Source organism: Halobellus sp. GM3 (genome assembly GCF_052545375.1).
Genome location: NZ_JBQWLT010000023.1, coordinates 1 through 13,350, shown reverse-complemented (window position 1 = coordinate 13,350; position 13,350 = coordinate 1). Strand labels below are relative to the sequence as shown.

Sequence of the window (13,350 nt, the reverse complement as noted above, 5' to 3'; positions counted from 1 at the left end):
TCCGCCCTCCCCGGGGCGAACTTCTCACTAGCTGATGTTGATTCTTGCTTTCTGACCGTTCTAGTTCGGTTTTGGGACATATTAGTATTTTACAGATCTTCGATATGTTCGCGGCGCTGTTCCATCCGGTCGCGAAGCTTCTCCTCGCGAGGACGCTCGTCGTAGTGCTGCTCGATCACTTCCTGCGTCGCGTTCACCCGACGCTCGATCACCTCCGCCGGCAGCCCCTTGCGCTTCATCCGGATGATCGCCGCCGAACGGACGTCGTGCGGAGATCGCGACGACGGACACGTCGAGCGGCGTCCTACCTCAGTCGATTCGCACGTCTCGATCTCGCGGTCGTGCGGGCACCCGCCGATCCGGCACGGCGACGTGAGCCGATAGACGGACTCACGGATCGCCGACTCGGAGAACCGGCCCTGTCGCGTCGTAATCAGCGGCCGCCGTCCCTGATCGTCGACGACGTCGTCGCGGTTCACCCGGCAGTAGTCCTCGATCAGCTCGACGATCTCGTCGGTCAGTGCGACCCACCGCTCGCCGGACGTCCCGTTCTTCAACGGCGTCGCCGGGGGTCGGTGATTGAACTCGATGAAATTATCGTCGGGATGGAAGTCGCCGACGTCGATCGCTCGGAGCCCGCCGAGACGACACCCGATATGGAAGAACAGCGCGAGCGTCACGTGACTGCGGCTCGCGTACTCGAATTTCGCCAGATAATCGAGCACGTCGTCGACGCGGTCGGGCTGGAGGTCGTGCGTCCGAGCCAGTTCGTCCTCGTTCAACGACGGGATGCGGACCTTCGCGGCGAGCCCTTCCGGGACGGCCTCGATCGACTCGCAGAACTCTAAGAACACCTTGTAGGTGAATGCGTTCCCGCGGAGCGTCGACGGTGCGACCCCGCACTCCTCTCGACGATACCGCCGGTAGCGCGCGAGATCGCGCCCGGTCAACTCCGTCAGGTCCTCGATCCCCTGCTCGTCGAGCCACTTTTTCAGCTGTGCGAGTCGGTACTCGTGAGCTTGGAGCGATCGACTCCGAAGGTCCACCCGATCGGAGAGGTACATCTGAATCGCTTCCTCCGGCGAGATTGGAGTGAGAGCGTCTCTCTTCGTGGATCGCTCACTCACGCCGAACCCCCCACGGCTTACACGGCGCGTCGTTCGGATGGATGCACCCGCACGCAGCGCACGTGATGATCTTCCCCTTCGGGGCCTCGGACCGGCTCACCGCGATCCCCCCGTACGGACGATTTTGAGACACCTCGGACAAACAACCACGTCGACGCCGTGGGTGTTGTCCGGATCCTCCGCGTCGATACGGACGAGATTCGCCCCGCAGTAGTGCGTCTCCGAAAGCGTCTCCTCGAGCCCGGTGGTCTTACTCATCGACGTCCACCGTCCTCGGACGCCGTGCCGCCGTCGGTGAGCATTCGCTCACTTTCGTTCATTCGCTCACTGGCGCGCAGTTCGCCCGCGCTCAGGAAGGAGACCGCGTGGCCGCACGGTTCGAGCGTGCGTCGACCGGGAGCGCGCGCGGAGATCCCCGCGACCTCGCGCCCGCAGATTCCGCACGTGTCGTTCGTCGTCGATGCGTCCGCCGTGCCGGGGGTTTCAAGCCCCCGGGAACTGATTTCCTGCATAGGTTCTGCGCCTGTTCGCAGGACCTCACGCGGGCCCGCTGCCCTTACAGCGGGGTCCGCTTCGAATTCGCGGTGGACCCGATCGCCGAGCGACGGGTCCGCGATAGGTTCCTGCTGGCTACCCATCACAACTAATCGGTAATAAATTCTCTGCACGATAGTACAGCATATTTCTGCATCAAGATTCATAGATTTATGACCAATGGTTACAATTTTTGTTGTATGTCCAGAGACGTACTTGAACAGATGGTAGAACGAATCTCGTGGTTCTCGCCAGTAGACTACGAGATTCTCTTGTTCTTCGAGGACCACGACATCGCTCTGACTGCGAAATCTCTCGCCTACAACATCGACTATAATCGAAGGTACGTCAACGAGCGGATGCGTGTCCTCGAAAACGCCGGTCTCTTCGACAACACTGACGGCATCTACGAACTGACCGACTTCGGTCGAGAGTTCCTCGCGGGAGACGTCGACGAGGACGATCTCCCGGAACCGTAGCGACAGAACGCTTATTCGATCGGTCCCCAAAGGAAAGGTATGGCGAGCGCTACACGAGACGCGCCCGACGGGGAGGGCGTCGAGTTCATCCACGAGGACGACGGCTCGATCACCGCGAAGGATATCGAGACCGGCGTCGCCTCGTTCGGCGATACGAAGGCCGAAGCCCTCCGGATGCTCGCAGAGGCGATCGAACTCCACGAGGGCGGCGGGAGGCCCGTTACCGACGAGGACCTCGAAGAGTGGGGACTCGATCCCGACCCAGTTCCCGACGAGCCGAAGGAACTCCCTGATTTTATGAAGTGAATGGTCCGGACGAACTTCTCCGGGCACGAGATCGCGTCTGTCCTCCACGACTTCGGATACAGGCGTGTCGGTCGTGTCGGTAGTCACCTGAAGATGCGCTACGAGTCGCCCGACACCGACGAGGTCCGCGTGGTCACAGTTCCAATGAAGTCCGAGGATGAGATTCCGACGGGGACTCTCCAGTCGATCGCCGACCAGTGCGGCGCGAAGGACTTCCACGCGTGGTGTCGCTGGATCGACGAACACCGCTGACGCGCTCACGCGTCCTCCTGTCCGCCTCGAACGGCACGAACCCCGACCCGTGAGAGAATCGGCTCGATCCACTCCGGCAGCTCGTGGTGTTCCCAGCGGGAGTACGCGATCGCCTCGTTAATCACGAACTCCCACGTGCCGCCACCGCCGTCGACGACGATTCGACTGTCCGGGTTCTCGAAGACGAACAGCGTGAGCGTCCCGACGTCGTCCTCTTCGACGTCCTCTGATTCAATCGTGATGACCTCGCTCGCGTTGCGCGGATTCGGTTGTGCTCGACTCATACAGGTGAGCCGACAAACGGGACCGGAAAAGGCCAACCGGGCGGCATATCGAAAGCTAAACGGAAACGCCGATATCCGGCATCTCAACGTACTGAGCAGTCATCAAACGCCCGAATATCGAATATATCGAAAGCGCCGCTGTACGGCGATTATCGGAATATCGAAAGTCAGGGTTCGCTGTATCGGTAGCGGCGAGAGCGAGTCGACCCCGACGACTCGATCAAACTGTAGTGCTCCAGCGACTGGAGGTACTTCCGTCGCGTACTCTTCACCCGTGGATCCGAAACACGATCCTCATACCGAGCGTGCAACGTCGACGCCCCGATCTCTCCGGCGTCCTTGATGATCTCGTATAGGTGCCGCTGGTGCGTCCCGAGCGTGTCGACGTGCCGCTCGTGGATCTCCTCACGAGCGTCCTCACGGATCGGCACGACGTGCTGAACAGTCAGCCGCTCGTCTCCCTTCTCGACGGTCTCACGGACCGCACGCCGGAGCAGCGTGATCGCGTGGCGAGCGTCCCCGGCGGCGACGTCGGCGATGTACTCGACGGTCTCTTCGTCGACGACGCCCGACGCGAGGCCCGTGTCGATCCGGCTCCAGAGAATGTCGACGAGCTCCTCGTGGTGATACTTCGAGAGCGACACCGTTGCCGCCCCGCGGATCCGAGACGCGACGCGGGAATCGAGATCGGCAAAGAAATCGTCCTCGTCGACGCAGATTAGTACGAGCGTCAGATTCGGGACTTCCCACAGTGCTTGGATCGTTTGGTCGTCGTCGAGCACGTCGACCTCGTCGACGATCGCGACGAAATGGTCGTCGAGAGCGCGGAGCCGGTCGAACATCACGCCCGTCGGTGTCCCCTTCGCCCGGAGATCGTTACCCCGGCCGGCGTCGCGGACGAGCGAGAAGACGATCGACGACATCGAGGTTTCGGAGATCGCATTTACGTATCCCCACCGGATCCCGAGAACTTCCTGCTCGAGCTGGCGAACGATGTACTTCGCGATCGTCGTCTTTCCGGCTCCGGAGGGACCGGTGATGAGTATCGATTCGGCTCCGAGACCGTGAGCAATCGGCTTCAATTCGCCGGAGAGGTGCTGGAGGTGGCCCTCGCGATGGCGAAGTTCCTGAGGGACCCAGTCCTCCTTGAGCACGCGGGCGTTTTGAATCACGCCTCGGGGTACTCAATTCGGTGACTTGTAAGCGAGCCGTCCGAAGTGGAAGTGAAAAGTATCTATGACTCGGTAGAGACGCTTACAGTTTCCTGAACGACGGTTTCACCGCCGTTCCGGAGTTCGATGGTCAGATCGTGGCTCCCGGACGAGACACTGATGCCGTTGGAGAGTAAGACGGTTGCAGGAATTTCCTCTCCGGGAAGCACTTGGACCGAAGAGTATGGCGAGTCCGTCCGATCAGTGCCGTCAATCTCGATACGAATCGAATCGTACACAAGCGCGACCGACCCGGAATTCCGGACGCTGAAGCTCAATGAGGAGAGTTCCTCATTGTCGGAATCATACTGAGTCATAAATAGCGGATCCACGTTGCTGAATTCTGCCTGTGGATCTTCAAAACGCTCCGATGCGGACTCACTGAGCGTCTGAGAATCCGTCTCGATGGAGACAGTAATAGGTACTTCTCCTCCGGAGGTCACGGTATAGAGCGGTCCCGAGAATGACCCGGGAGTGAACGCGAACGTTTCGGTATTCTGTCCGGCGATCGAGACCTCGGAGTCGGATACGCTCTCTCCGCGTACGTTCAATTCAGCGTTGAAGTTCGTGCTAGCATCGCCGGTGTTGGTGACTGTAAATTCTACTTCTGAGAGCTGACCGTTTTGCCAAGTGGGAGTGATCGAATCAAACGATAGATCTGCGGGAGAGACTGACCGAGTGAACTCGCCGGTCGTGGTGCCTGAAGACGAGTTAACTACGATTGACAGCTGGACCTCCCCACCAGACTCCGCCTCGTAGATCGGACCGAGACTACTCGGTTCAAAGACGACTGACTCTCCGGGTTCGATCGTTCCGCCGAGCGTCGAAGCTAATTCCTCGTTACCGTCGTAGATCTCGACCTCGGCACTAGTTGGTAGATCGCCGGTGTTCTGAACAGTGACAGTCGAGCTTTCGAGCACCTCTCCGTCCCAGTTCGCCGACTGGTTCGTGATTTCTAGATTCGGACCTTGGAATGTCCTACTGAATTCGCCCGAAATATTTCCATTCGTGCTTTCCATATCAACAGCAACTCTCGCCGGGCCTGCCTCATCGACACCGACCGAGCCAAACATCGGAGCGATGGAAACCGTCCTCGAATCACCCGGGGCAATCCAGTAATAGAACGTGGGATCCGTCACAGTCGTATCTCGGACTGAAATCGTTGCGTTGGTGACTCCTGCAGGGAGATCTCCGGTATTCTCAATAGTGACCTCCGCGTTCCGAAGCCGATTTCCGCTCCAGTTCCCTTCTACGGAGGTCACACTCGCCTCCGATCCCTCGAAAGTGATCTCTTCTTCGAGCGCGGTTTCACCGCCTTGCTGAATGACGATACTGTATGTTCCTGGTTTGACGGTGCTCATCAGGAGCGCGCCGGAATCGTCATCCGGTTCCAACGTTCCCTCGTTGATCACATCACCGTCGGGCCCTGTCAGTAGAACGTCGGAGTAGTCGTCTACGCTGTAATTGAAAACAATCGCTGGCTGCCCTTCGATCGTATCAGTCCGAGGATCAGAGACTGAAGGTCCGCCGACAACGGAACCACAGCCGGCGAGGAAAATGAGTGAGCAAACGAGAATAATAGCAGATAGATGTCCATTTCGCATACATCAACAGGCCAATAGGTAGAACTTAACAGTACCGACTTTCTGAATCTCGAAATAATCATACCGCTGTTCCGGCGACGAGCATTTTATCAACTGATCTTCCATTCGCTACACCATTGACGATGGGAAGCTATGGTGATCACTACGTTGTCGGAGAGGAATACCGGAACTCCCGAGATCTCGAAACGAACGAATTCCTCCGGTGGTTGAACGGACCGCTCGACGGCGGAGTAAACTTCGGCCGGGGGATCGCGCAGCTCAAGCAACCGGGAACTGACGAATGTGAGTTCCTCGTATTCTACTCCTCTGATGGTGGTTCGAAGTCGCCGGACCCGTGGGAAGACATCATTAATCTGGAAAACGGCATCGTACACTACTGGGGAGATTCAAAAGCCGGCGACGGGCCTGATCCGTCTCAAAGAAGCGGGAACCGGATTGTGAAGGAGGCGTACTGTGAAACATATGCTAAGAACAACCGCGAGGAAGCTCCCCCGGTTCTCCTGTTCGTGAAAGAACAGTCGGGCAGGGTAACATTCAACGGGCTCTGTATCATCTCCGGGTTGGAAATCGGCCGACACAACCACGATGGCGAGACCGTCGTCAACTACCGAATCTCCTTAGATATTCTCGATGCGGACGCCGTCGACTTAGAATGGATTCACCGAAAAGCTCGAACTGGAATCGACGTTGGCGGCCCGGAGGCGTGGGATCACTGGGTAGAAACGGGGACCGTCAATCGGTACTCGATCTACAACGATCAGATCCGCTCCCGATCGGCGCAACAACCCACGGGACGGTTCAAGGAGTTGCACTCGAATATCCGGGCTCACTTCGAGGGCAATACCAGAGAGCAGGGAAAGAAGCTTGAGCACTTGATTGAACTCATTTTGAAGGATCTGGACCACGTTGACGAGGTCGAGATGACGCCAGACAGCGGCGATCGGGGGGTTGACCTAACGGGGAAAATCGACTTACTGGCGGACACTCCGGTCCCGGGTCCCGATACGAAAATCCAATTCAAGGCTCAAGTCAAAAACAAGGCGAGCAGTGTGGGTGGGAGAGAACTTAGCCGTCTCGCGTCGAGGATTGATGACGGCGAAATTGGGCTGTTCTTTACGATGTCGCATTATACCAAGAGTGCTCAGGAAGAGAACCTCTCGACGTATCCAGTCCGACTCTTTGCCGGGAAGGACCTCATCTCGCTGTTGGTCCAAACCGATCTCGTCGACGACACTGATCTGAATCCGCGGGTCGTTGACGAGATCAACGACGCTGTCTGAGCGACGTCGGTATCAATAGACACGCCTGCGGGAGGAATCAAACGCTGTCGTTGCGAAACTGCAGCAGATCCACTGATACGGGGAGGTCGTCGAAATCGTCGTCGGCACCGACGACCAGCGTCGAGTCCTGCTCGTGTGCCAGCGTCACGGCGTGAGCGTCCGCGAGCGAGATGTGGCCGTCGGCTTTGATTTCGCCCGCGAGCCGCCAATCGGCCCGATCGAACTGGAGCCCGCGACGTTCCAGCGCCCGGAGATCTCGATCGGCCTCTCGAAGCGATTCCTTCGTTGGCTTCCCCTCGTCGGTCCCCTCGAAGCGGGCAACGAGATAGAATACCTCGCTGGCGTTCGTCTCGGCGATGCGTCCCGGGGTGTCGTTTGCAAAAACATCGGTCAGCAGGTCGGCGACGGTGTTGTGACCGGGTTCGTTATACAGGAACGCGATGATTGCCTCGGTGTCGAAAACGTAGCCCGAACTCATTCCTCGACGTCCTCATCCGCAGACGGGCGGAGTCGTTCAGCGCGCTCTTCTTCGCGGCGCTTTTCCTCGTCTTTGAGTTCGCGTACTTTGTCCAGCACCTCTCCGGGCTCGTGACTCCCGGCGTGGATCCCGTGCAGTTCCTCGACTGACGGGACAGGCTCAATGACGATGCGCCCCTCTTCCTCGTACACGAACACCTCTCCGGGCGTGTCGATCCCGAACTTCTCACGCAGCGGTTTCGGGATGGTCGCTTGTCCCTTCTGCGACACTTGTATTACTTGCTTGGCCTGAGTACTACTCGACATTCTTAGTTGTACTTACGGGCCCAAGTTGTACTAAGTGTGTCGCCTACTAGTCTGTAAGCCGCCGCGACGTTGCCGACTTCTCTCTCAAGTCGGAACCGAACCGCCGAATCCGACCCCGATTCCGCGCCGATCACACCGCTCCCGTGGGCAGATCTTGCAGCCTTCTCTATGCAATCCGGAATACGGGTTCCCCTCGGCAGGCACGTAATCCAGCTACTCAATCAAAGAATAGCGACACCAATTAGCGGGAGCTCCACTCGCAGCGCGCTATTCGTTTTCGAGTGCGTCGTAGATCTCCCGGTTGGCGTCTCGGTCAGCTCCCGCGACTCGCCGGACGAGCTCTCTCCGGATATCTTCCATAACCTCGTCGAGTGAGGTGCCGGACTCTGCGGGATCTTCAGTCGCCATATCTGGTGTTACGTCTTCTGTGGCGTTAATCCTTCGGCTCTGACGCGTCGCCGACCAGTTCGTCCAATCCGAACTGAATCAGATCTTCTCTCCACGCTTCAATCTCGCCCGCGAGATCGATTTCTTCTGTATGGGTCCGAAGGTACTCGACTGTCTCTGTTTCGTCGAGAGCGGCTTGATCGGTCCCGAATTGCTTGAGAATCGTCCTGATGTCCTCGTCGTACGCGAATCGGTATCCGTTGAGGACGTAGAATACGACCGTCGTGTTGAGCGCCGTGCGCTTGTTTGCGTCGACAAAGGGATGGTTTGCGACGAGCAGCCTGAGAAGATGAAAGGCTTTCTCGTGGACTGTCTCTGGTGCTTCCCCGAAACTTCCCTCATCGATGTACCTAAGCGCAAATTCGATATCGCCACGGTTCTGCACGCCGGATTCCGTGTTCGAATACTCGGAGACGATATCCTCGTGGATGGTCAAAACGTCCTCAACAGAGGGGAACCAGAACGACTCAACCATTCCGCGTCAGTTGGGAACCGGGTAGTGTAACGCTTGCTATCACATAGTGTCGACCCACTCCGGGCACGAACCGCTACTTTGGTTCGAGTGGCCGCTCCCGTAGGCTTATCCTCCCTCCTTCTCCAGCCAGACAAAATGAGACTAGAAGCGACCTCGAAGCCGGATCAGTACCACGTGTGGATGACCGACGACGAGCTTGAGGATCTCCGCCGAGCAGCGGCGACGCATCGCGACGATCTCGTGATCCAGCTCGGCGGCTACGTCGGCCTCCGCGCTTTCGAGATCCCGCAGATCTGTCCGAACCACGTGAAACGCACCGACGACGGTGACCACTACCGCCTTCGGGTGCCGGAGGGGAAGGACACGACCGGGAGCGGCGGGAAGCCTCGCGACGCCTACCTCCCGCGGAGCGTCGAGGGCGACATTCACCGATACCAGACCGCGGAGGACGTCAGCCGCGACGAGCCGCTGGTGCCGCTCTCAGAGCGCGGGGTTCGGGACGTGGTCAAACGCACGGCCGAGCGCGCGGCCGAACAAACGGGCGACGCGGACTTCCAGTACGTGAGTAGTCACGACCTCCGGCGACGCTTCGCTCAGCGGCTCCTCGTCGACGAGCAGGTGAACCCGAGAGTCGTGATGCAGGTGGGCGGCTGGGATTCCTTTCAGGCGATCGAGCCGTATCTGAACGCGCCGACGCCTCAGGTCGTAAACGACGCTTTTGAGGAAGTTGAGTTCGCGTGAGAATCAGTCCGCGAGACTGGAACCGGTTCGAGACGAGCTCTCGTTGAGCAGCCGTTGGCCGACGAGTCGCTCGACGAAATCCGTCTCCGAGAGGTCGCAGAGATCGCCGCCGTCGGGGATCCGAATCGCGTAGCATCGTCGATCGAGACGCTCGACGGCAACGGACACGTCCTCGTGCAGCTCGCCGTCCTCGATGACGTCGTCCATCTTGAGGTAGTGCTTCGGGATCGTGACGAGACCGGAACCGCTGTCTTTTCTGAGTTTCTGCATAGCTGCCGCGTGACGACCCCCTATGATAAAACTATCTCCGGAGCAGCGTCTCACGAGGAAACGACCCGGTTAGCCGAAGCTTCTTTTGAATAACGGGCGACGTCGATCGGCGCGATCTCGACGAGCGGGTACAACGCGAAAGTCGATTTTCGAGCCAATTTCTCAAAAAAAGCGATCGCACCCGGGTCGGAGATCGGGATCGACGCCTCTGGCCGCTGACAGACCGATCGCGAGCGCGCGCTCGGAGCGCTTCGCACGCGCGCGTAGTTTCAACTACCACGGTGACCACCCCCCTACCCCCCTCGAATCGACGCGGTCATTCCTTACAGGGTTCTGATATGACAGATAAGATAGTTCACAGCGCTCGACGCATCGACGTCGACGAGCGACGAGTGCGGGCGCGCCTACGGAGTCGCACACGAGAACGCGCGGGCGAGCCAGCCCGCGTCCGTGCATAATGCCCGGCCACCCGAGCGGTCGAGCCCGCGGCCACGTGAACAGGGACGGACGCGCTCTCACGCACGTAGGGGCCGATTTTTTTGCGCGCCCGCAAAGGGGCGCGTGGCGCTGATCCGTCCGAGGGTGTGCGGTGTCTTTTGGATCCGTGGCCTTAGCCACACCTGCTAACGGGCGATCGGCCTCCCCCCGGCCGATCGGCCTCGACATCGAGATCTCCGAATCGAGTATCCCACGGCGAAAATGACACAGAAATGAGGGTAAAAACGGTGGAATTGTCGCGCGAGCCCGAAAAACAGGAGTTCAGGATAGTGATGCCTCTCACGAGGGGCCGCGCTATTCGGTGACGTCGTCGATCACCTTCCGCCGGCGCGCGTCCGCGAGCTCGTCGAGGGCGCGGCCGTGGCGCTCTTGGGCGAGCTGTTCCGCGTCTTCGACCCAGTCCGGCTTACTGAGTTCGTGTGTCGTCTTCGCCGCTGACGGTCTCCACGAGTCGAGGTTCGGGATTCGCCGGTGCTCCCCGTCGATCGTCGTTACTTCGAGTGCGAACCGCCGAATCGATCGATAGCGTTCGCGAGCGGCCAGCCGGATCGATCGAATCACGCCGGCCAGATCCTCGCGGTCCTCAGGCCGGTAGCCGACATCGAGCGTCTGCTTGAACTCACCCTCGCTAATGCTCACGTTGTACCGCTGTTTGATCTCCGACCACTTCGAGCGCGTTCGTTCCTCGACGGCGTCGGCGGCGGTCATCACCGCGTGCTCGACGCTCTCGCGGAACTGCGATTCCGCGGTTCGAACGCGGCCTATCAGCATCTGTTCCTTGTGCTTCGAGTCGATGCTCAGCCCGTCGTAGGCGTCGCGCACGACGTCCTCACAGCGGTTCACGAACCGGCGGACCGTTCGGTACGAATAGCCGGTTCGGTTGGCTAGCTCCTCGCGAGTCGGCTTCCCGCCGTCGGTTACGAGCGAGTCGATGAGATCGCGATCGGATTCGAGCGTGTTCCCCCACAGCCGCATCACGACGTGCTCCTGTTCGTCCTCGACGTCGGGGAGCGGACAGTCGACGAGTTTCGCCGATCGGTGCGACTCCGAGGTGGCCTCAAAATACTCGTCGGTGATGAACGTCTCCTCGTCGGCTCGAACGGGAAGGTCCGCCCAATCGAGATAGTTGTAGATCGTCTCGTCGAGTTCGCGAATCGCTTTGTCGAGATCGCTCCATCGAACTGTCTCATCAGTCCGTGCTGTTTGATAGGCGACTTCGAGTTTCGGATGGTATAGCGCGTCGCCGGGCTCGTAGTATGAGGGATCTCTCGGGTAGTAGTGTTTGATCTCCTTGCCGAGCTTCTGACCCGGGATGATATCGCGGGTTCGCTTATCATCGACGATCGTGCTAACGTGATAGCCCGGAACCTTCGTGTGGTCCTCGACGTGTTTCCGATATCCTTCTTGTCCGGCTTCGAGGACCGCGTGGGTGCGCGCGATCGGTCCGTCCGCGGCGTGTAGCGGGCTCGACTTCGAGCGACGCACGCGGACGTACCGAGCCAAGTCGACAATGTTGCTCATCTCGTGAGGCGTCTCGAAATAGCGGTACGAGACGTCGAACGCGGCCATTGCTGTTCTGACGAGTTCCGGATAGCGACTATGCTCGATGTTGGACGCCTGCACCTGCACGTCGATATACGGCTTTCCGAGGTCCGGAACACCGCGGACCGGTGTTCCGCCGTCTTTACTCATATTCGGCCATCGAGGCCGGATCGTCATTGTTCCCCCGCGGACTTTTTCCGACTGATCCGCCGGTTTCCCGTCGTATAGCTCGTCTTTCGCGCCGAAGTAGATCCGAAAGAGCGGAGCCGATTCCATTCGATAGCTCTCGTGATTCCACGGATCGATTGGCTGTTGATCGTAGTCCGCGGCGAGCGCCCAACTCTCGCCTAAGAACTCCATCGTCGTCTTGGGCTTCCCTTCGGTTTTCCAGTCGTCGTGCTCTTTCCGGATCACCGAGTTGAGCGCGTAATAGGGATCGAGCCCGTCCTCGGCGAAGATAAAGTGGATGTTCGCCTCGTGGGACTGCGGCTCGATGAACGTCCCCGCAGTCATCGGCCCTCAACTCCTGACGGGGTCGGATCCTGATCGAGAAAGTCGGAGATCGTCGTCGACCCGAGCCCGCACCGATCACAGACTTTCGTATGGGGAGCCGGACCGCCGACGAACTCGTGCTTGGTTGGATGACACGCGATCTCGTCGATCCGATGACTCGGATACGTGTTCTCCTTCGGTGGGAGTGAGACGTCTGTCGAGAGCGTCTCGGTGCGGCCGTCCTGTAGCCGCTGTCGGAGTAGTCGCCGGTGACACCACCGTTCGGACCCTTCCCAGCAGACGAGCCACACGGCGCGCTGTGTGGCCTCTTGTTTGACCGCTTCGAGGACTTGTTGGGTCGGACCCGTATCGAGGTGCTCGTGATACCGGTCCTCGAAGTCGACGCTCTCCCACGCGATCCGACGGGGTTCGACGTGGCCGTCTCGGTCGGCGGCCTCTTCGACCGTCTTGTAGGAGTCGCGGAGATCGTCCGGCGGCGCGAGCGTCGGCACGTGTCGGTCGACAAGTCCCTCCGCCCAATCGGGAAGATCGCGACGAACAACGGCGAGCACTTTTGACTCTGAGGCGGGCTCGACGTCGCCGTTCGCGAGCGCCGAGAAGTACGTCGACCGGATCACCGTCCGTCACCTCTGTTGGCGACCCGTTCAGCGGCGTGCACACGTGGTCCCTTGTTTCGTCCTTGTTGGTCCTCGGGGTCAGGGTACGGAACAGTACGCCCGGCGGCTGATCCCTGTTGTACGCGCGGGCGGCTGTCGCAGGCGAGACAGCGGTGGGCCCGCTGCTCGTCGTCGCCGAAGGTACGCCGGAAGTCCCGGCTCACGTGAGCGCCGCAGTGGAGACACAGCGAACGCTCGACAGACGAACCTCCAGAGAGGTTCATCATCGGGAGATACCCCCGGATGCGGGTACGTCGTTAGTCCGATAGGTCGGGCTCTCGGGCGTGTGACTGAAATCGAATGACGGACGGCAGAGCGTCCGTCCTTTTAGAATATCCGCCCTCCCCG

Annotated in this window: 19 protein-coding genes; 5 read left to right on the top strand and 14 right to left on the bottom strand. The window is 59.6% G+C overall.

Annotated features, from left to right (window positions below; all coding sequences use genetic code 11):
* Positions 1-89: 89 nt before the first annotated feature.
* The 3 genes from ACT3HL_RS17525 to ACT3HL_RS17515 all read right to left on the bottom strand — a co-directional run bounded on the left by ACT3HL_RS17525 (position 90) and on the right by ACT3HL_RS17515 (position 1,639).
* Entirely contained in the window at positions 90-1,064 is a 975-nt protein-coding gene (locus ACT3HL_RS17525; protein ID WP_445088042.1) for a tyrosine-type recombinase/integrase, read from the bottom strand.
* Positions 1,065-1,223: 159 nt separating this feature from the next.
* Positions 1,224-1,385 carry a hypothetical protein gene (locus tag ACT3HL_RS17520; protein ID WP_445088041.1) on the bottom strand — a complete coding sequence of 54 codons (162 nt, stop codon included), beginning with the start codon at positions 1,383-1,385 and terminating at the stop codon, positions 1,224-1,226.
* Positions 1,382-1,639: a hypothetical protein gene (locus ACT3HL_RS17515; RefSeq protein WP_445088040.1), complete on the bottom strand. Its 258-nt coding sequence runs from the start codon at positions 1,637-1,639 to the stop codon at positions 1,382-1,384. The genes ACT3HL_RS17520 and ACT3HL_RS17515 overlap by 4 nt, the downstream gene beginning before the upstream one ends.
* A 246-nt stretch (positions 1,640-1,885) precedes the next feature.
* Here ACT3HL_RS17515 and ACT3HL_RS17510 point away from each other — a divergent pair, with 246 nt between their 5' ends.
* The 3 genes from ACT3HL_RS17510 to ACT3HL_RS17500 are packed head-to-tail and all read left to right on the top strand — an operon-like array spanning position 1,886 to position 2,698.
* Entirely contained in the window at positions 1,886-2,140 is a 255-nt protein-coding gene (locus ACT3HL_RS17510; RefSeq protein ID WP_445088044.1) for a MarR family transcriptional regulator, read from the top strand.
* Positions 2,141-2,179: 39 nt separating this feature from the next.
* Positions 2,180-2,446, top strand: a complete 267-nt coding sequence (locus ACT3HL_RS17505; protein ID WP_445088039.1) for a type II toxin-antitoxin system HicB family antitoxin — start codon at positions 2,180-2,182, stop codon at positions 2,444-2,446.
* A complete protein-coding gene (locus ACT3HL_RS17500; RefSeq protein WP_445088038.1) occupies positions 2,447-2,698 on the top strand; it encodes a type II toxin-antitoxin system HicA family toxin in 252 nt (83 codons plus the stop codon).
* Positions 2,699-2,703: 5 nt separating this feature from the next.
* Here the strand turns inward: ACT3HL_RS17500 and ACT3HL_RS17495 are convergent, their stop codons facing one another.
* From ACT3HL_RS17495 to ACT3HL_RS17485, 3 genes are all read right to left on the bottom strand, one after another.
* Positions 2,704-2,982, bottom strand: a complete 279-nt coding sequence (locus ACT3HL_RS17495) for a hypothetical protein (protein WP_445088037.1) — start codon at positions 2,980-2,982, stop codon at positions 2,704-2,706.
* A gap of 167 nt (positions 2,983-3,149) precedes the next feature.
* Positions 3,150-4,154 (bottom strand): AAA family ATPase, encoded by a 1,005-nt coding sequence (locus ACT3HL_RS17490; RefSeq protein WP_445088036.1) that lies wholly within the window; start codon positions 4,152-4,154, stop codon positions 3,150-3,152.
* 62 nt (positions 4,155-4,216) lie between these two features.
* Complete coding sequence (locus ACT3HL_RS17485) at positions 4,217-5,797, bottom strand: hypothetical protein (protein WP_445088035.1); 1,581 nt, start codon at positions 5,795-5,797, stop codon at positions 4,217-4,219.
* A 122-nt stretch (positions 5,798-5,919) separates the two neighbouring features.
* Between ACT3HL_RS17485 and ACT3HL_RS17480 the strand changes: the two genes are divergently transcribed.
* A complete protein-coding gene (locus tag ACT3HL_RS17480) occupies positions 5,920-7,077 on the top strand; it encodes a restriction endonuclease (protein ID WP_445088043.1) in 1,158 nt (385 codons plus the stop codon).
* A gap of 37 nt (positions 7,078-7,114) precedes the next feature.
* Here ACT3HL_RS17480 and ACT3HL_RS17475 read toward each other — a convergent pair whose 3' ends face one another.
* The 4 genes from ACT3HL_RS17475 to ACT3HL_RS17460 form a co-directional block, all read right to left on the bottom strand.
* Positions 7,115-7,555 carry a PIN domain-containing protein gene (locus ACT3HL_RS17475; protein WP_445088034.1) on the bottom strand — a complete coding sequence of 147 codons (441 nt, stop codon included), beginning with the start codon at positions 7,553-7,555 and terminating at the stop codon, positions 7,115-7,117.
* A complete protein-coding gene (locus ACT3HL_RS17470; protein ID WP_445088033.1) occupies positions 7,552-7,860 on the bottom strand; it encodes an AbrB/MazE/SpoVT family DNA-binding domain-containing protein in 309 nt (102 codons plus the stop codon). Before ACT3HL_RS17470 ends, ACT3HL_RS17475 begins: the two co-directional genes overlap by 4 nt.
* Positions 7,861-8,127: 267 nt before the next feature.
* Positions 8,128-8,268 carry a hypothetical protein gene (locus tag ACT3HL_RS17465; RefSeq protein ID WP_445088032.1) on the bottom strand — a complete coding sequence of 47 codons (141 nt, stop codon included), beginning with the start codon at positions 8,266-8,268 and terminating at the stop codon, positions 8,128-8,130.
* Positions 8,269-8,293: 25 nt separating this feature from the next.
* Complete coding sequence (locus ACT3HL_RS17460; RefSeq protein ID WP_445088031.1) at positions 8,294-8,782, bottom strand: type II toxin-antitoxin system death-on-curing family toxin; 489 nt, start codon at positions 8,780-8,782, stop codon at positions 8,294-8,296.
* A 135-nt stretch (positions 8,783-8,917) separates the two neighbouring features.
* On the opposite strand from ACT3HL_RS17460, the gene ACT3HL_RS17455 reads away from it, so the two are divergent.
* Entirely contained in the window at positions 8,918-9,523 is a 606-nt protein-coding gene (locus ACT3HL_RS17455) for a tyrosine-type recombinase/integrase (RefSeq protein WP_445088030.1), read from the top strand.
* Positions 9,524-9,526: 3 nt separating this feature from the next.
* Here ACT3HL_RS17455 and ACT3HL_RS17450 read toward each other — a convergent pair whose 3' ends face one another.
* The 4 genes from ACT3HL_RS17450 to ACT3HL_RS17435 all read right to left on the bottom strand — a co-directional run bounded on the left by ACT3HL_RS17450 (position 9,527) and on the right by ACT3HL_RS17435 (position 13,226).
* Positions 9,527-9,793, bottom strand: coding sequence for a hypothetical protein (locus ACT3HL_RS17450; RefSeq protein WP_445088029.1), 267 nt, complete (start codon positions 9,791-9,793; stop codon positions 9,527-9,529).
* 792 nt (positions 9,794-10,585) lie between these two features.
* Positions 10,586-12,346, bottom strand: coding sequence for a DUF7845 domain-containing protein (locus ACT3HL_RS17445; protein ID WP_445088028.1), 1,761 nt, complete (start codon positions 12,344-12,346; stop codon positions 10,586-10,588).
* On the bottom strand, positions 12,343-12,963 hold the full coding sequence (locus tag ACT3HL_RS17440) for a DUF488 family protein, N3 subclade (protein WP_445088027.1): 621 nt from the start codon (positions 12,961-12,963) through the stop codon (positions 12,343-12,345). Before ACT3HL_RS17440 ends, ACT3HL_RS17445 begins: the two co-directional genes overlap by 4 nt.
* Positions 12,960-13,226 carry a DUF7563 family protein gene (locus tag ACT3HL_RS17435; RefSeq protein WP_445088026.1) on the bottom strand — a complete coding sequence of 89 codons (267 nt, stop codon included), beginning with the start codon at positions 13,224-13,226 and terminating at the stop codon, positions 12,960-12,962. Before ACT3HL_RS17435 ends, ACT3HL_RS17440 begins: the two co-directional genes overlap by 4 nt.
* Between the last annotated feature and the right edge of the window lie 124 nt (positions 13,227-13,350).